General features: G+C 70.4%; 14 protein-coding genes. 3 read left to right on the top strand and 11 right to left on the bottom strand.

The genetic code is table 11. The annotated features are described in order from the left end of the window. Positions 1-104: 104 nt before the first annotated feature. From infB to nusA, 3 genes are all read right to left on the bottom strand, one after another. A complete protein-coding gene (gene infB, locus GQR16_RS18585; protein WP_157416651.1) occupies positions 105-2,927 on the bottom strand; it encodes a translation initiation factor IF-2 in 2,823 nt (940 codons plus the stop codon). An 87-nt stretch (positions 2,928-3,014) separates the two neighbouring features. Further along, positions 3,015-3,272 (bottom strand): YlxR family protein, encoded by a 258-nt coding sequence (locus GQR16_RS18580; RefSeq protein WP_157416650.1) that lies wholly within the window; start codon positions 3,270-3,272, stop codon positions 3,015-3,017. Between the two features lie 72 nt (positions 3,273-3,344). Then, positions 3,345-4,343: a transcription termination factor NusA gene (gene nusA, locus GQR16_RS18575; RefSeq protein WP_157416649.1), complete on the bottom strand. Its 999-nt coding sequence runs from the start codon at positions 4,341-4,343 to the stop codon at positions 3,345-3,347. 224 nt (positions 4,344-4,567) lie between these two features. On the opposite strand from nusA, the gene GQR16_RS18570 reads away from it, so the two are divergent. Next, on the top strand, positions 4,568-5,377 hold the full coding sequence (locus tag GQR16_RS18570; protein ID WP_157416648.1) for a DUF1206 domain-containing protein: 810 nt from the start codon (positions 4,568-4,570) through the stop codon (positions 5,375-5,377). 10 nt (positions 5,378-5,387) lie between these two features. On the opposite strand, the gene GQR16_RS18565 is transcribed toward GQR16_RS18570, so the two are convergent. The 3 genes from GQR16_RS18565 to GQR16_RS18555 all read right to left on the bottom strand — a co-directional run bounded on the left by GQR16_RS18565 (position 5,388) and on the right by GQR16_RS18555 (position 9,017). Continuing rightward, the gene (locus GQR16_RS18565) at positions 5,388-6,467 is read right to left on the bottom strand and encodes an LOG family protein (RefSeq protein WP_425482630.1); all 1,080 of its coding nucleotides are present in this window, start codon (positions 6,465-6,467) and stop codon (positions 5,388-5,390) included. Positions 6,468-6,523: 56 nt separating this feature from the next. Then, a complete protein-coding gene (locus GQR16_RS18560; protein WP_157416647.1) occupies positions 6,524-8,290 on the bottom strand; it encodes a proline--tRNA ligase in 1,767 nt (588 codons plus the stop codon). A gap of 139 nt (positions 8,291-8,429) precedes the next feature. Further along, positions 8,430-9,017 carry a PadR family transcriptional regulator gene (locus GQR16_RS18555; protein ID WP_157416662.1) on the bottom strand — a complete coding sequence of 196 codons (588 nt, stop codon included), beginning with the start codon at positions 9,015-9,017 and terminating at the stop codon, positions 8,430-8,432. A 234-nt stretch (positions 9,018-9,251) separates the two neighbouring features. Here GQR16_RS18555 and GQR16_RS18550 point away from each other — a divergent pair, with 234 nt between their 5' ends. Together GQR16_RS18550 and GQR16_RS18545 are read left to right on the top strand one after the other, a co-directional pair. Continuing rightward, positions 9,252-10,511: an FAD-dependent oxidoreductase gene (locus tag GQR16_RS18550; RefSeq protein ID WP_157416646.1), complete on the top strand. Its 1,260-nt coding sequence runs from the start codon at positions 9,252-9,254 to the stop codon at positions 10,509-10,511. Between the two features lie 31 nt (positions 10,512-10,542). Next, on the top strand, positions 10,543-11,565 hold the full coding sequence (locus tag GQR16_RS18545) for a phosphotransferase (RefSeq protein ID WP_170298569.1): 1,023 nt from the start codon (positions 10,543-10,545) through the stop codon (positions 11,563-11,565). Between the two features lie 62 nt (positions 11,566-11,627). Here the strand turns inward: GQR16_RS18545 and GQR16_RS18540 are convergent, their stop codons facing one another. The 5 genes from GQR16_RS18540 to GQR16_RS18520 all read right to left on the bottom strand — a co-directional run bounded on the left by GQR16_RS18540 (position 11,628) and on the right by GQR16_RS18520 (position 16,662). After that, positions 11,628-12,674: a hypothetical protein gene (locus GQR16_RS18540; RefSeq protein WP_157416644.1), complete on the bottom strand. Its 1,047-nt coding sequence runs from the start codon at positions 12,672-12,674 to the stop codon at positions 11,628-11,630. Between the two features lie 126 nt (positions 12,675-12,800). After that, positions 12,801-13,931: a flavodoxin-dependent (E)-4-hydroxy-3-methylbut-2-enyl-diphosphate synthase gene (ispG, locus tag GQR16_RS18535; RefSeq protein WP_067877968.1), complete on the bottom strand. Its 1,131-nt coding sequence runs from the start codon at positions 13,929-13,931 to the stop codon at positions 12,801-12,803. Between the two features lie 188 nt (positions 13,932-14,119). Continuing rightward, on the bottom strand, positions 14,120-14,848 hold the full coding sequence (locus tag GQR16_RS18530) for a hypothetical protein (RefSeq protein ID WP_157416643.1): 729 nt from the start codon (positions 14,846-14,848) through the stop codon (positions 14,120-14,122). Positions 14,849-14,944: 96 nt separating this feature from the next. Further along, positions 14,945-16,015 carry an alpha/beta hydrolase gene (locus GQR16_RS18525; protein WP_157416642.1) on the bottom strand — a complete coding sequence of 357 codons (1,071 nt, stop codon included), beginning with the start codon at positions 16,013-16,015 and terminating at the stop codon, positions 14,945-14,947. A gap of 5 nt (positions 16,016-16,020) precedes the next feature. Further along, the gene (locus tag GQR16_RS18520) at positions 16,021-16,662 is read right to left on the bottom strand and encodes a CoA transferase subunit B (RefSeq protein ID WP_211373582.1); all 642 of its coding nucleotides are present in this window, start codon (positions 16,660-16,662) and stop codon (positions 16,021-16,023) included.

Genomic DNA, 16,662 nt, shown 5'->3' with positions numbered 1-16,662 from the left:
TCCTTGGTGCGGCCCGCCTTGTGGGGGGCGCGGGCGGGATCAGCCCTGAACTGTCTCCTTCCGATGTGTGGCGGGGGTGGCTCTCGCCACCCCGGCCGCCTCGACTATGCGCGAGGCTTCTCGCGCATCTCGGTGGTCTCGATCTCGTCGCCCACCTGGATGTCGTTGAACTTGCCGAGGCCGATACCGGCTTCGTAGTCCGTGCGAACCTCGGTGACGTCGTCCTTGAAACGACGCAGCGATTCGATCGCGAGGTTGTCGCCGACGACGACGCCATCGCGGATGACGCGTGCCTTGGCGTTTCGCGTGATCGTTCCCGACCGCACGATGACACCGGCGATGTTGCCGAACTTCGAGGAGCGGAACACCTCGCGGATCTCGGCGACACCCGACTGGACCTCTTCGAACTCGGGCTTGAGCATGCCCTTGAGCGAGTCCTCGATCTCGTCGATCGCGTTGTAGATGACCGAGTAGAAGCGGATGTCGACGCCCTCGCGAGCGGCGCGCTCGCGCGCCTTCGTGTCGGGACGCACGTTGAAGCCCACGATGATCGCGTTGTCGATCGTCGCGAGGTTGACATCGCTCTCGGTGATGGCACCCACACCGCGGTGGAGGATGCGCAGCTGCACCGAGTCGTCGACCTCGATCTTGAGGAGCGACTCCTCGAGCGCCTCGACGGCACCCGAGACGTCACCCTTGATGATGAGGTTGAGCGACTCGACCTTGCCCTCTTCGAGTGCACGGGTGAAGTCCTCGAGCGAGATGCGCTTGCGGGCCTTGGCCAGCTGGGCGTTGCGCTCTGCGGCTTCGCGCTTCTCGGCGATCTGACGCGCGGTGCGGTCCTCCTCGGTGACGAGGAAGGTGTCGCCGGCGCGCGGGACGCTCGAGAGGCCCTGCACCTGGACGGGACGCGACGGCGTCGCCGCGAGCACGGCGTCGCCGTTCTCGTCGGTCATCGCACGGACGCGGCCGTAGGCCGTGCCCGCGACGATCGCGTCGCCGACGCGCAGCGTTCCGGACTGGATGAGCACGGTCGCGACGGCGCCGCGGCCCTTGTCGAGCTTCGCTTCGATCGCGACACCGCGTGCGTCCTTGTTCGGGTTCGCGCGCAGGTCGAGGCCGGCATCGGCGGTGAGGAGCACTGCGTCGAGCAGGTCCTGGATGCCGATATTGTTGCGAGCCGACACGTCGACGAACATGACGTCTCCGCCGTACTCCTCGGCCACGAGGCCGAACTCGGTGAGCTGCTGGCGCACCTTGGCCGGGTTGGCGTCGTCCTTGTCGATCTTGTTGACCGCGACCACGATCGGCACGTTGGCCGACTGCGCGTGGTTCAACGCCTCGATCGTCTGGGGCATGATGCCGTCGTCGGCCGCGACCACGAGGATCGCGATGTCGGTGACCTGCGCACCACGGGCGCGCATGGCGGTGAACGCCTCGTGGCCCGGGGTGTCGATGAAGGTGATCGCGCGCTCGATGCCCTCGTGCTCGGTGTGCACCTGGTACGCACCGATGTGCTGCGTGATGCCGCCGGCCTCGCCTGCGACGACGTTGGCGTTGCGGATCGCGTCGAGGAGTCGCGTCTTACCGTGGTCGACGTGACCCATGACGGTCACGACCGGCGGACGCTGCTCGAGCACGTCGTCGCCCTCGTCTTCGAGCTCGGCATCGAGGTCGATGTCGAAGCCCTCGAGGAGCTCCTTGTCCTCGTCTTCGGGCGAGACGACCTGGATCTTGTAGCCGAGCTCGGCGCCGAGCACCTCGAAGGTGGCCTCGTCGAGCGACTCGGTCGCCGTGGCCATCTCACCGAGGTGGAACAGCACGGTCACGAGCGAACCGGGGTTCGCGTCGATCTTGTCGGCGAAGTCCGAGATCGAGGAGCCGCGACGCAGGCGGATGACGGTGTTGCCGTCGCCGCGGGGAACGCTCACGCCGCCGAGCGACGGGGCCTCCCGCATCTCGAATTCCTGACGCTTCGTGCGCTTCGACTTGCGAGCCTTGCTCTTGCCGCCACCGCGACCGAAGGCACCTGCCGTGCCACCGCCGGGGCCACGGCCACGGCCGCCGCCACCGCCTGCGGGACGGGGCGCGAAGCCGCCGCCTGCACCGGGAGCGCCGCCACCGGGGCGCTGGAAGCCACCGCCGCCCGGGCGTGCACCGGCACCGGCGCCTGCGCCGCCGGGGCGCTGGAAGCCGCCGCCGGGGCGACCGCCTGCACCGGCCGGACGCGGGGCACCCGGACGGGGCGAACCCGGACGGGGCGCCTGCGGGCGCGGGATGTTGCCGGGGCTGGGCCGCTGGCCCATGCCCTGCGCGCTCGCGAACGGGTTGTTGCCCGGACGCGGGATCGCGGGCTTCTGCCCCATGCCCTGCGAGCTGGAGAAGGGGTTGTTGCCGGGGCGCGGTGCCGGGGCACCGGGACGCGGCGCGCCGGGACGCGGAGCCGCCCCACCGGGCTTCGGCGCGGAACCGGGCTTGACGGCGTCGGACGACTCGGTCGCGGCGGCCTCGGGCGCGTCTGCGGCTGCAGCCTTCTCGGCTGCGGCCTGCGCGGCGCGCTCTTCGGCCTGGACCTGGCGCTCGGCCACGGTCAGGGGTGCATCGGCGGGCGCTGCTGCTGCGGGAGCCTCGGCCGGGGCCTCGGGTGCCGCTGCGGGCTTGGGCGCCGGCTTGGGGCCGGGCTTCGCACCGGGCTTGGCCGCGGACGGACGTGCCGGTGCGGCGGGGGCAGCGGCGGCGGGTGCGGCGTCCTTGGCCGCAGCGCCTGCTGCTTCGAGCGCGGCCTTCAGGCGGCGCGCGACGGGGGGTTCGATGGACGACGAGGGTCCCTTGACGTACTCGCCCATCTCCTTGAGCTTCTCAAGGGCGATCTTGCTGTCGACGCCGAGTTCGGATGCGATCTCGTGTACGCGTGGTTTGGCAGCCACTTCTCTCCTGTTCCGGGTCCGACCCCGGACAGGGGCAGACCATCAATGGCGGACGGGACTCATTTCGAGCCGCTCATGAGTTGTTACTCATTGGTCATCACTTGTGTTCAGCCTGTTCTCTACGTTGCCGGTGTCCACCTCGCCGCGAATGCGGAGTGCACGCCCGAAGGCGCGCTTCCGAACGGCGAGGCGGTAGCACTCGAGTGTCGGATGCAGCCACGCACCCCTGCCCGGAAGCACGGCCGAATCATCGGCCACGACTTGCGAGTTTTGGGAGACGACCCTCAGAAGCGAGGATCGCGGAGCGCGCGAACGGCATCCGATGCACGTTCTGACGGGTTCCATCCTACACCTCCGGGGCTGGGCGCCTTTCGACGCCCGGACCTGGCTCCGTGCGACCGGCTCGGCTCGGCCGGCTCAGTTCGACTCGAGGACCGAGTCGGGCTGGATGTCGATCTTCGCGCCCGTGAGCTTGGCGGCGAGGCGGGCGTTCTGCCCCTCCTTGCCGATCGCGAGCGAAAGCTGGTAGTCGGGCACGAGTGCGCGGACGGCCCGGGTGGACTCGTCGATGACGAATGCGCTCGTGACCTTCGCCGGCGAGAGCGCGCTCGCGACGAACGTCGCGAGGTCGTCGGAGTAGTCGACGATGTCGATCTTCTCTGCGCCGAGCTCTGCCGTGACGGCGCGGACGCGCTGACCCAGCTCGCCGATGGCCGCGCCCTTGGCGTTGATGCCGGGCTGGTTCGCACGCACCGCGATCTTGGTGCGGTGACCGGCCTCGCGGGCGAGCGAGACGATCTCGACGACGCCGTTCGCGATCTCGGGAACCTCGAGGGCGAAGAGCTTGCGAACGAGCGCCGGATGCGTGCGCGACACGGTGATCGAGGGGCCCTTGGCGCCCTTCGCGACACTCGTGACGTAGACGCGGATGCGCTGGCCGTGCGGGTACTCCTCGCCGGGCACCTGCTCCTCGGGGGGCAGGATCGCCTCGACGGAGCCGAGGTCGATGTGGATCATGCGGGGGTTGGGCCCCTGCTGGATCACGCCGGCGACGATGTCGCCCTCGCGGCCGCGGAACTCGCCGAGCACGGCGTCGTCGGCCAGGTCGCGCAGACGCTGGTTGATGACCTGCTTGGCGGCGAAGGCCGCGATGCGTCCGAAGTCGCTCGGGCTGTCTTCGGCCTCGCCGATGACGTTGCCCTCTTCGTCGAGTTCGGGAATGTACACCGACACGTGGCCGGTCTTTCGATCAAGCTCGGCTCGCGCACCATCGGGGTTCGCGTGGCCGTGCTGGCCGGGGTTCGTGTGCTTCAGATAGGCCATGAGAATGGCCTGTTCGATGATCTGCACCAGTTCGTCGAACGGGATCTCCTTCTCGCGCTCCATCATGCGAAGCACGCTGAGGTCGATATCCATCGCCGGCCTCCTCTATTCAGCTCTCAGTTGCCGCTCCCCACGTGCGGACGACTCTCTAGGTTAGCGGATGTCGGGGGCCCCGCGGGACGCGTTCTTGCGCGTCGGCGGCGCGAACCCGGGTCGCAGCGCCGCATCCGAGGGGGCCGCTCCGGCGCCCGTTACCCCCACCGGCGATGCCGCGCAAGGGGCCGCGATCAGGATGACACCGTCGATACGCTGTGCCGATGACCCCCGACACCCTGAAGTCGACCGCGAGCGCCGCCCAGCACTCACGCACCTTCCGCATCCTGGCCCGATCCGGCTTCGCCGTGCTCGGCCTCGTGCACATCGTGATCGGCGCGATCGCCGTCTCGGTGGCGATCGGCGCCGGCGACGGCGAGGCCGACCAGAGCGGCGCCATGGCGCAGATCTCCCGCGTTCCGTTCGGTGTGGTCGTGCTCTGGATCATCGTGCTCGGCCTCTTCGCACTCGGCGTCTGGCAGGTGGCCGAGGCCTTCCTCGAGCAGGAACCCGACGCGAAGAAGAAGTGGGGCAAGCGCGTCAAGGACGTCGGCACGGCGCTGGCCTACTTCGCGACGGGCGCCACCGGTCTCGTCTACGCCCTCGGCGGCAGCTCCGACTCCTCGGAGTCGTCGACTTCGCTGAGCGCCACGCTGCTCGCCACGCCCGGCGGTGTGTTCCTGCTCGTGCTCGTCGGCCTCGTGGTCATCGGCATCGGCGTCGGCTTCGTCGTGAGCGGGGTGCGCAGGACCTTCGAGAAGCACCTGTCTCTCCCGGCGGGGGCGGTCGGCCGCGGCATCCGCACGCTCGGCATCGTCGGGTACGTGGCCAAGGGCATCGTGCTCGGCGTGGTCGGCGTGCTGTTCGTCGTCGCCGCGTTCACGCACGATCCCGAGAAGGCGGGCGGTCTCGATGCCGCCCTGAAGAGTCTGGCCGCGCTCCCCTTCGGTCAGGTGATCCTCTGGCTCGTCGGCGCCGGGCTCATCGTCTACGGCGTCTACTGCTTCGCACGGACACGCTACGCCAAGGTCTGATCGAGGACGACTAGACGCTCGGCGGCGTGGCTGCGCCGGGCGCGGACGACAGCCCGTTGATCGCCCGGATCAGCCGGTGCAGGTCGCCGACCCGGTGCGGGTCGAGGCGGAGCACGAGCCTGGGCTTGGCGAGCGCATCGTGGTCCGAGCGCTCCGGGCCCAGGGGTCCGCTGCGCTCGATGCCTCCCGAGGCGGCGAGCCAGCCGAAGCCGGCGTTCAACGACTCGACCTCGACGTCGCTCGGCTCGGCGTTCAGGCGCAGAACGAGCCGATCGCCGACCCAGCGCAGCGAGTCGTAGTTGCGCCAGAACCCGGTGATCTCGGCGACGGCGGCGTCGGCCGAATCGGTGACGAGCACGCGGTCGAGGTCATCGGGCGCGATGAAGCCGCCGCCGCCGAGCTCGGCTCGCACGAACTCGGCGAGTGCTCGCCAGTAGCCGCCGCCGGGCGCGTCGAGCAGCACGATCGGCACGGGCTCGGCCTTGCCGGTCTGCTGGAGCGTCAACAGCTCGAAGGCCTCGTCGAGCGTGCCGAACCCGCCGGGCAGGCAGACGAACCCCTTCGACTCCTTCACCAGCATCAGCTTCCGGGTGAAGAAGTACTTCATCGTGACCCGGTTCGGTTCGGCGAGCCCCGGGTCGGGGGCCTCCTCGAACGGGAGCCTGATCGAGACGCCGAGCGACTGCTCGGGGCCGGCGCCGGATCCGGCGGCCTCCATGATCCCGGGTCCGGCCCCGGTGACGACCATCCAACCGTCGCGCGCGAGCGCCGCGGCGACCCGGTGCGCCTGTCGGTAGCCGGGGTCGTCGGGCTTGGTGCGCGCCGAACCGAACACGGTCACCTTCGGCACGTCGTCGTACGGCGCGAAGAGGCGGAACGCGTGGCGCATCTCCTCGAGCGCCGCCGCGGTGATCTTCAGATCGAGCCGGTCGGCGTCGTCGAGCCCCAGCTGCACGCCTGCGGCGAGGATCCGTGCGATCAACGCACGGTTGCGTCCCGGCGCGGATGCCTGCCGCGCGAGCTGCTCGATCATCTCCGCCTGCTGCGACGGAAGCGACTCCGGTTCGATGCCGGGCATCGTCTCGCTCATGCCGCCAGCCTCGCACATGCACGGCGGAAGCCGTGCATGTGCGAGCGGTCGGGTCGCTACGCGGTGAGCTGCGCGACCGCGTCGGCGGCCGAGAGCGTCTGACGCTCGCCGGTGCGGCGGTTCCAGAGCTCGACCTCGCCGTCGGCCGCACCGCGGCCCACGACGAGGATGCGCGGCACGCCGATGAGCTCGGCGTCGCCGAACTTCACGCCGGGCGAGACCTTGGGGCGGTCGTCGTAGAGCACGTCGAGGCGGGCTCGCTCGAGTTCGCCGGCCAGCTGCTCGGCGAGCTCGAAGGCGACCGCGTCGCGGCCGGTCGCGACGACGTGCACGTCGAACGGCGCGATCGACTCGGGCCACACGAGGCCCTTCTCGTCGTTGTTGCCCTCGGCGATGATCGCGAGGATGCGCGTGACGCCGATGCCGTAAGAGCCCATGGTCACGGTCGCGAGCTTGCCGTTCTCGTCGAGCACCTTGAGGCCGAGCACCTCGGCGTACTTGCGGCCGAGCTGGAAGACGTGTCCGATCTCCATGCCGCGGGCGAGTTCGACCGGACCGGAGCCGTCGGGGGCGGGGTCGCCGGCGCGCACGTTCGACGCCTCGACGGTGCCGTCGGCGACGAAGTCGCGCCCTGCGACGAGACCGAAGACGTGCTTCTGGTCGATGTTGGCGCCCGTGATCCACTCGGTGCCGTCGACGACGCGGGGGTCGACGAGGAAGCGGATGCCGGTGGCCGACGTCTCGCCGAGCACGGCGCCCTCGGGCGACCAGGGTCCGATGTACCCCTTGACGAGCCCCGGGTTCTTGGCGAAGTCGGCCTCGGTCGCGGGCTCGACCACGGCGGGTGCGAACGCGACCTCGACGCGCTTCATCTCGACGTCGCGGTCGCCGGGCAGGCCGACGACCACGATCTCGCGCGTGCCGTCGAGCTGGGTGAGCGCGAGCACGACGTTCTTCAGCGTGTCGGCGGCGGTCCACTCGCGTCCGTCGGGGCGGGGGTGGTTCGCGTTCGCGAGGTCGACGAGGGTCGCGATCGTCGGCGTGTTCGGGGAGTCGAACACCTCGGCCTCGGGCAGCCCCTCGATCGGGGTGGGCTCGGGGACGACGGTCGTGAACGCCTCGACGTTCGCGGCGTAGCCGCCTGCCGAACGCACGAACGTGTCCTCGCCGACGGGCGTCGGGTGCAGGAACTCCTCGCTCTTCGAGCCGCCCATGGCACCGGCATCCGCCTTGACGATGACGTACTCGAGACCGAGGCGCGTGAAGATGCGCTCGTAGGCGTCGCGCTGCGCCTGGTAGCTCGCGTCGAGGCCCTCGTCGGAGATGTCGAACGAGTAGGCGTCCTTCATGGTGAACTCGCGCCCGCGCAGGAGGCCGGCACGGGGGCGGGCCTCGTCGCGGTACTTGTCCTGGATCTGGTAGATCGACAGCGGAAGGTCTTTGTAGGAGTTGTAGAGGTCCTTCACGAGGAGGGTGAAGACCTCTTCGTGCGTGGGCGCGAGCAGGTAGTCGGCGCCCTTGCGGTCCTGGAGGCGGAAGAGGCCGTCGCCGTACTCGGTCCAGCGACCGGTCGCCTCGTAGGGCTCGCGGGGCAGCAGCGCCGGGAAGTGCACCTCGTGCGCGCCCGCGTTCGTCATCTCGTCGCGGATGATCGACTCGATCTTGGCCTTGACGCGCAGGCCGAGCGGCAGCCAGGCGAACACGCCGGGGGCCTGTCGGCGGATGTACCCCGCGCGCACGAGCAGGCGGTGGCTGGCCACCTCGGCGTCTGAGGGGTCTTCGCGGAGCGTGCGGAGGAAGTAGTTGGTGAGGCGTGTGGGCACCCGACGATTCTAGTGAGCGTCGGATGCCGCGATCGAAACCGTGTTCCGGCCGAGGCCCGCCCGGCACGCCGAAGGGCATCGGCCCGCCCTCGGGACGGGCCGATGCCCTCGACGTGGTGGAGCCGCGACGGCGCCGGGATCACTCCGCGAGGATCAGGTACAGCGCCTTGCGCGCCTCGTCGATCTTCGCGGCTGCGGCCGCACGCTGCTCGTCGGTCGCGCCATGGCGGAACTGGCCCGCGACGCCCATGAGCTTGCCGAGCGCCTGGAAGAGCTCGGTCGAGGACTCGCTCGGCTTGGGCACGGACGCCCAGGCTCCTGCGATCTCGTCCTCGTGCTCGGCGATGTAGGCGCGGCCCTCGTCGGTGAGCTGGAACTCGGTCTTGCGACCCTCGCCGACGGCGACGATGAGGTCTTCGTCGACGAGCTGCTGCAACGTCGGGTAGACCGAGCCGGGGCTCGGGCGCCAGGCGCCCTCGGTCTTCTCGGAGACGGCCTTGATGATGGCGTAGCCGTTGCTCGGGCTCTCGGCGAGCAGCGAGAGGATCGCCGCGCGCACGTCGCCCTTGGAGCGGCGTCGGCCGCCGCGGCCGCCGAAGCCGGGGCCGAAGCCCGGGCCGCCGGGGAACCCGGGGTCGCCCCAGGCGCCGGGCCCGTGGTGCGGGCGACCGAAGCCGGGGTCGTGGTGGAAGCGGCCCTCGCCGCGCTGGTGGTCGTGGTGGGACATCCGGTCGTGTCGACGGCCGAAGCCCCGGTGATCTGCTTCGATGAAGTGTTCGCGAGTCATGCGCACACATCCTTTCGTTCGTTTGGAAGATGACTCACAGAAGTTCTGTGATGCGTCAACGATATATCGTTAACGCATCGCTGTCAACCACACGCGTATCTCGGCGCCTGCCCGCGCCGTCTCCGGACCCCGCTATGGTGAGCGCGTGCAGCAAGCCGACGAGCGGAACGTCAGATGAGAGTGGCCGTCGTGGGCGGCGGCGCCGCGGGCCTTACGACCGCGTGGCTGCTCGACCGCGAGCACGACGTCACGCTCTTCGAACGCGACGACCGGCTCGGCGGCCACGCCGACACCCGCACGATCGAGATCGACGGCCGGCCGATCGACGTCGACGCGGGCTTCCAGTTCTTCTCCCCCGGGCCCGCCTACGCGACGTTCAACCGCCTGCTCGACGCGCTCGGCGTCGTGCGCGACACCTATCCGGCGACCATCACGGTCTCCGACACGCGGTCGGGTCGCGCACTCGCCATGCCACCGACCCGAGGGCGGCAGGTCGCCTGGCCATCGCTCGCCCCTGCCTCGCTCGACACGCTCCTGCGGTTCCGGAGGTTCCTCAACGCGATCCCGCCGTTCCTCGCGCGACGCGACACGACGGTCACCGTCGCCGAATACCTCGAACAGGCCGAGCTGCCCAAGTCGTTCGCCGACGAGTTCCTCGTGCCCCTGCTGCTCTCGTTCTGGTGCGTCGATCGCGAGGAGTTCCTCGGGTTCGCCGCCTGCAACGCCCTCTACTACCTCGGCGTCAACGCCGACAGCGGGCTCCGGGCACCGGTGCAGAGCGAGATCCCGGGCGGGCTGAAGGTCTACGTCGATGCGCTCGCCTCGTCGCTCGAACGCACGCAGGTGCGAACGGATGCCGCGATCACGCGTCTCTCACGAGCGGGCGAGTCGTTCCTCGTCGAGACGTCCGACGGCGTGCGTGCGGAGTTCGACCGGGTCGTCCTCGCCTGCAACGCGCGGCAGGCCGGTGAACTCGTCTCCGGCATTCCCGGGCTCGAGCGCCTGCGCGAGCAGCTCGGTCGGTTCCGCACCTTCGACACGCGCATCGCGATCCACGGCGACCGCAGGCTCATGCCGCGCGACGAGGCATCCTGGTCGGTCGTGAACGCCAGGTGGGACGGCACCCACAGTTCATTGACCGTCTGGAACCCGCGGCACGGTGCACCCGTGTTCAAGAGCTGGATCACGCACGACGACGACCTGCCCGAGCCGCTGTACGCGCTCGCCACCTACGAGCACGGCTGCATTACGCCCGAGTACTTCGACGCGCAGTCGACGCTGAAGGGACTCAACGGGCAGCAGGGCCTCTGGCTCGCCGGGCTGTACATGCACGACGTGGACTCCCATGAGAGCGCCATTCGATCGGCCGTCGCGGTCGCGTACGCGCTGGCACCGGATTCGCCTCGCCTGCACTCCCTCGTCAACCCTCGCTGACGGCACCGCGGATCTGCCCTATCGTGCTGCCATGGATCAGCGCCGAACGCCGTTCTCCGTCGAGGTCGCATCGGAGCCGTGGCGCGCCGAGGCGCGTGAGTGGATCTCGAACGTCCTCGAACCGCTCGGCAGGCAGGTGACGCGCGTCGACCAGACGCGGGTGCGCCCCTGGTCGACGCAACTCGTGGTCTCGGCCGAATCGCCCGCCGGACCGACCCGCTACTGGTTCAAGGCGACGTGCCCCGCGCAGTCGTTCGAGCCCGCGTTGCAGGCGCTGCTCGCCGACGCGCTGCCCGAATCGGTCGCCGCGCCCGTCGCCGTCGACGCCGGGCGCGGGTGGATGCTCACCGCCGACCACGGTTCGACGCTGCGCGAGGTGCGCGGCGATGCGGGTCCGACCGCGGACGACTGGTTCGCCGTGACCGCGGAGTGGACGCGCATGCAGGACGCCCTCGTCGGCCTCGGTCCCGAGATCACGGCGCTCGGCGTGCCCGACTGCTCGCCCGCGACCGTGCCCGACCGTTTCGAGCTCATGCTCGCACGGGTGCTCGGACTGCCGACAGGCCATCCGTCGGCGCCCGACGCCGAGACCGCCGCCGCGCTCGAGGCCGCCTGGCCGCACGTCGCTGATGCCACCGGGATCCTGCTCGCAAGCGGCCTGCCCGCGACGTTGCAGCACGGCGACCTGCACCCCGGCAACGTCTTCGCCGCGGCCGCCGGCGAGCACGGCAACCTGCGCGTGTTCGACTTCGGCGATGCCCAGTGGGCGCACCCCGTCGAAGCGCTGCTCATTCCCGCGGCAGTCATGGAGTACGGCTCGCTCGACGCCGCGCCCATGCTCGACGCGGCCCGTAGGGCCTGGTCCGACATCGCGCCGCTCGACGTCGACGAGTGGACGGAGCTCACCGCGGCGGCCGAGGCCACGCAGGCCGTGAATCGGGCGACGACCTGGTGGGACTGCCTCGAGGACGCGACCGACGACGAGGTCGTCGAGTGGGGCGAGGCGCCCCTGCGGCACCTCTCTCGCGTGCTTGGTCGCGACGAGCCCGACTGACGCGGGCGGGCCCGCGGCACCGGAGTGCCGCGGGCCTCTAGAGCCACCTGCGATGCCCCGGCTCAGGAAGCGGCGAGGATCGCCGCGGCGACCGCTTCGGTCGGCGCCAGGGCGTTCAGGTCGCGAGTGGTGACGAACAACAGGTTGACGCCGTCGGTCACGGCGATGCCGCGGCCGGCCTGGTCGCCCGACTCGGCGTTCACGATGCCGGCGAGCACGGCGCCGTCGACCTCGGTCGGCGTCGCCGATCCGTCGCTCAACGATTCCTCGAGGGCCCACCCGGCGCCGGGCAAGTACAGCACCGCGAGGTCCTTCGTGGGATCGCCGGTTTCGGAGCTGAGGATGCACGTGCCCCACCCGCCCGCGTCGTACGCCGCGAAGTCGACGTCCATGCCGGGACCTGCACTGGTCGTACGGTCGGCTCGGCCGGTCACCGCATCGCCGAGGACGGCGGCTGCGGCGTCGGCGATCGGTTCGCAATCCGTTCGGTGCGCCCACATTCCCGCCGGCGAGGCGATCGCAACGGGCGCCTCGCGCTCTGCCGCAGCGGACAGCCGCACCGACAGCGTGTCGATCGCCGCCTCGAGATCGAATGACGAGCCGGGGCCGGCGTTCGCCCGAGCGGACATCGCGTATCCGCCGACGACGACGGTGGCCCAGCACTCGCGCTGCATGCCGGAGCCGGAGTCGGACTCCGAACACGTGATCGGCTGAGCGGGTGCCCGATCGGCGATGGCCGCGGCGGGAACGACGGTGGCGCCGATCGAGTCACCACTCCCGACATCCCTTCCAGAACAGCGGAAGCCGCCGATCACCGAGATGGTGCGTGCCGGGCCAGTCAGGGCGGCGGGCTCGATCGGGAGCGCGGTCGCACCCACCGTGAGCGTCGCGCCGCCTGCATCGCCGAACACGGCCGCGCAGTCGCCGCCGAACGCGGCCACCGGCTTCGGCAGGACGGCGGGGGTCGTGGGCTCGGGAGACGGCGAAGCCGACGGCGTCGATGCGGGCGCCGGCGCCGGCGCAGCTTCGGCAGCGACGCAGCCGCTCAGCAGCACGACGGTGGACAGGGCGACAAGGGCCGTCACGGCGACCTTCGGGAGTCGAGACACGTCGATAACGGTAGTGCTCCGAGTCGTGCGTTCTTCGCCGTGCGGATCACGGTTCGGACACGACTGTCCGCACGCCGAACGGCCGACCGCGCAGCCGGTCGCGGACCCGCTCGCGGGCGCCCTGGACTACGGAGTCAGGACCTGCGGGCTGCCGACCGGGGCATCCGCACCCATCTCGTCGGCGATGCGGTTCGCCTCTTCGATGAGCGTCGCGACGATCTCGGACTCGGGCACGGTCTTGATGACCTCGCCCTTGACGAAGATCTGCCCCTTGCCGTTGCCGGATGCCACGCCGAGGTCGGCCTCGCGGGCCTCGCCCGGTCCGTTGACGACGCAGCCCATGACGGCGACGCGGAGCGGCACGGTCATGCCCTCGAGTCCGTCGGTCACGTCGTTCGCGAGCTTGTAGACGTCGACCTGCGCGCGGCCGCACGACGGGCACGAGACGATCTCGAGCTTGCGCTCGCGCAGGTTCAGCGACTGCAGGATCTGCAGGCCGACCTTCACCTCCTGCGCGGGCGGCGCCGAGAGCGAGACGCGGATCGTGTCGCCGATGCCCTCGCCGAGGAGGATGCCGAACGCCGTCGCGCTCTTGATGGTGCCCTGGAACTCGGGGCCGGCCTCGGTCACGCCGAGGTGCAGGGGCCAGTCGCCGCGCTCGGCGAGCAGCCGGTAGGCCTTCACCATGACGATCGGGTCGTTGTGCTTGACCGAGATCTTGAAGTCGTGGAAGTCGTGCTCCTCGAAGAGCGACGCCTCCCAGACGGCCGACTCGACGAGCGCCTCGGGCGTCGCCTTGCCGTACTTCTCGAGCAGGCGCGGGTCGAGCGAGCCGGCGTTCACGCCGATGCGCAGGCTCACGCCGGCGGCCTTCGCGGCCGCGGCGATCTCGCCCACCTTGTCGTCGAACTTGCGGATGTTGCCCGGGTTCACGCGAACCGCCGCGCAGCCCGCGTCGATCGCCTGGAACACGTAGTTCGGCTGGAAGTGGATGTCGGCGATGACCGGGATCTGGCTCTTCTTGGCGATGATCGGCAGCGCCTCGGCGTCGTCGCGGCTCGGCACGGCCACGCGCACGATGTCGCAGCCGGAGGCCGTGAGCTCGGCGATCTGCTGGAGGGTCGCGTTGATGTTCGTGGTGGGCGTGGTCGTCATCGACTGCACCGACACCTGGGCGTCGCCGCCGACGAGCACCTTGCCCACCTTGATCTGGCGGGACTTGCGTCGCGGGGCCAGGACTTCGGGGACTTTCGGCATTCCGAGATTCACAGCAGGCACGGTGCCAGTCTAGTTCCGGCTCAGGTACGCGGTGCCTCCATCGAACGGAGGCCTCAGCCGACGCTCAGGCGGTCCTGGTCGTCAGGCGCATCCGTCGGCTTCGCCATAGGGCGCCATCATGAGCCGTCGTGAGCAGCATCCCTTTCGAGGCGTGAATGTCGGGCGGCCTAGACGCAACCGGTCTCCACGACCGGAGCTCGGACGATCGCCAGCGAGCCGGCGTCGCCGCTCGGAACGAGGTCGACCACGATGCGTTCCATACGGAGCGATCCGTCGTACCAGGTGATCTCCCGCTCGACCGACTCGGTGTAGGCGTGGGCGCACTCCCCCGCGATGAGGAATGCGGGATCGGCCTGGAGCTCGGCCCATGATCGGCCGACCGACGTGCCATCGGCCGTCGCGAGTTCGATGCCGTTCGAGTCGCTCCCGGTGAGTTCGACGCTGAACGAAGGGGCTCGTGTCGGCATGAGTTTGCTGCGATCCCATCCGTCGACGTATCGGTATTCGACCAAGGTGAGCGAACCCCACGTGTGCCTCGTCGCGGGGAGGGTCTCCTGGCTGCCGTGGACCTCCTCGGTGGCGGCGGACTCGCCCATCAGCTCGTCGAGCGCGACCACGACCGATGCGGCGTCGTCTTCGTAGTAGTCGAAGGAGGTGATGACCGTGTCGTCTGCGGCGAGCACCCGCAGTGCATCGGGCGCCAGGACGATCGCCGCAGCCGTTGTCTCCGTCGGGCTCGGCGTCGGGGTCGGGGTCGGCGCAGGCGCCTCGGACACGACGGGCGACAGCGCCGTCGGCGGCTCGGCGGCAGCCGAGCACCCCGCGAGCAGGGTCGTTGCGAGTGCGAGGATCGCGGCGCTGGCAAGGGCGCGACGAATCGTCGGGAAATGGCTCATCGTCCTCCGCTTCGGGGTTCCTGACAGTATCGTGCACCGCGCGAACCCCGAGCGACCGGGCCAGCCCTGATGCGGTGGGCCGGGGCGATCGATCACTCAGGCGGACACGCCGGCGGTCACCAGTGCCACCAGCGCGTCGCGGAACGCCTCCGGGTGCTCGAGATGCGGCGAGTGGCCGCAGTTCTCGAGCTCGACCTCGGTGACCGCGCCGCCGCGTGCGCCGTACCGGTCGAGCACGGCGCGCGTCTGCGCGATCATGGGCTGCGGCGGGGCGACCGCGTCGCCCGGCCAGCCGGGGATGATGCCGGCGGCGCCGAGCTGGTTGAGGTCGAAGAACGAGGCGTCGCCGACGATCGCGTCCTGGGCGCCGTGGATCCAGAGGATCGGCGGCCTGACCTCGAGGTCGACGATGCCCGTCGTGTCGAAGACGGTCGGCGCCATGGTGTTCAGCACGCCGCGGCCGCCCGGGGCGAACCCGGGCCAGTTCTCGGAGGCCGACGCGTCGCCCGGGTAGTTGTCGACGCCGGTGACGGTCGAGAGCATCGACTCCACCCAGACGTCCTCGTGCTCCGAGACGAATCCGGCGGCGACGTAGCTCGAGCGGTACACCGTGCGCGGCGAACCCGGCTCATCGCCGCGGTCGCCGGCGGCCAGGCGGGCCACGAAGTCGGGGTTCGCTCCCCCGCCGCCCGTGCCCGCGGCATCCGCCACCAGGAGCGACCCGTCGAGCGCGGTGCCGCCGAACCCGTACGGCGACACGGGCGCGACGAGCGTGAGGCTCGCCACAAGCCCCGGCCGGTCGAGCAGGAGCTGCATGGTCACGCCGCCGCCCATGCTCCAGCCGACGAGGTGCACGGCGCCGAGGTCGAGGGCGTCGATCACCGAGGCCACGTCGTCGGAGAAGTCGCGCACGCCGCGCGAGGCGTCGACCGGCAACGTCTGGCTGTCGCCGAATCCGCGCAGGTCGACGGCGAGGGCACGGATGTCGCCGGGCAGGCCGAGCATCGTCGGCTGCCAGAACAGCGACGACGACACGTTGCCGTGCACGAACAGCACCGTCTGCCCGGCGGCGGATGCGGCATCCGCCTCGCGTTCGAGCACGTTGGCGCGCAGGCGCGGCGTGACCGCCGAGCGCGCGCGGATGCCCGGGAGGAGCGTCTCGACCATGCCGCCTACCCCACCGACGAGATGTCGAGCGGAGGCTCGGTGGCCGCGACGACCTCGTCGACCGTGACTCCGGGCGCGCACTCGACGAGCACGAGCCCGTCGGGCGTCACGTCGATGACGGCGAGATCGGTGATGATGCGATCGACGACGCCCTTGCCGGTGAGCGGCAGGGAGCAGTCGTTCACGATCTTGGGCGAGCCGTCTTTGGCGACGTGCTCCATGAGCACGATCTTGCGGCGGGCGCCGTGCACGAGGTCCATGGCGCCGCCGGGGCCCTTGACCATCTTGCCGGGGATCATCCAGTTGGCGAGGTCGCCGGAGGCCGAGACCTGCATGGCGCCGAGGATGGCCGCATCGATCTTGCCGCCGCGGATCATGCCGAAGCTCAGCGCCGAGTCGAAGTACGATGCGCCGGGCAGCACCGTGACGGTCTCCTTGCCGGCGTTGATGAGGTCGGGGTCGACGTCGGCCTCGGCCGGGTACGGTCCGACGCCGAGGATGCCGTTCTCCGACTGCAGCACGACGGTCACGCCGTCGGGCACGTAGTTGGGCACGAGCGTCGGCAGGCCGATGCCGAGGTTCACGTAGGAGCCGTCGGCGAGTTCGCGGGCGGCACGGGCCGCCATCTCGAGTCTGGTCAGTGCCAT

This window comes from Agromyces allii (assembly GCF_009749385.1).
GTDB classification, from domain to species: Bacteria; Actinomycetota; Actinomycetes; order Actinomycetales; family Microbacteriaceae; genus Agromyces; species Agromyces allii.
This window is presented reverse-complemented; position numbering and strand designations above follow the sequence as displayed.

Excerpts from the sequence above, each read along its gene's own strand:
- GQR16_RS18580 (WP_157416650.1), bottom strand. The coding sequence starts at position 3,272 with ATGGAACCCGTCAGAACGTGCATCGGATGCCGTTCGCGCGCTCCGCGA.
- nusA (WP_157416649.1), bottom strand. The coding sequence starts at position 4,343 with ATGGATATCGACCTCAGCGTGCTTCGCATGATGGAGCGCGAGAAGGAG.
- GQR16_RS18570 (WP_157416648.1), top strand. The coding sequence starts at position 4,568 with ATGACCCCCGACACCCTGAAGTCGACCGCGAGCGCCGCCCAGCACTCA.
- GQR16_RS18565 (WP_425482630.1), bottom strand. The coding sequence starts at position 6,467 with ATGAGCGAGACGATGCCCGGCATCGAACCGGAGTCGCTTCCGTCGCAG.
- GQR16_RS18555 (WP_157416662.1), bottom strand. The coding sequence starts at position 9,017 with ATGTCCCACCACGACCACCAGCGCGGCGAGGGCCGCTTCCACCACGAC.
- GQR16_RS18550 (WP_157416646.1), top strand. The coding sequence starts at position 9,252 with ATGAGAGTGGCCGTCGTGGGCGGCGGCGCCGCGGGCCTTACGACCGCG.
- GQR16_RS18545 (WP_170298569.1), top strand. The coding sequence starts at position 10,543 with ATGGATCAGCGCCGAACGCCGTTCTCCGTCGAGGTCGCATCGGAGCCG.
- ispG (WP_067877968.1), bottom strand. The coding sequence starts at position 13,931 with ATGCCGAAAGTCCCCGAAGTCCTGGCCCCGCGACGCAAGTCCCGCCAG.
- GQR16_RS18530 (WP_157416643.1), bottom strand. The coding sequence starts at position 14,848 with ATGAGCCATTTCCCGACGATTCGTCGCGCCCTTGCCAGCGCCGCGATC.
- GQR16_RS18525 (WP_157416642.1), bottom strand. The coding sequence starts at position 16,015 with ATGGTCGAGACGCTCCTCCCGGGCATCCGCGCGCGCTCGGCGGTCACG.
- GQR16_RS18520 (WP_211373582.1), bottom strand. The coding sequence starts at position 16,662 with ATGGCACTGACCAGACTCGAGATGGCGGCCCGTGCCGCCCGCGAACTC.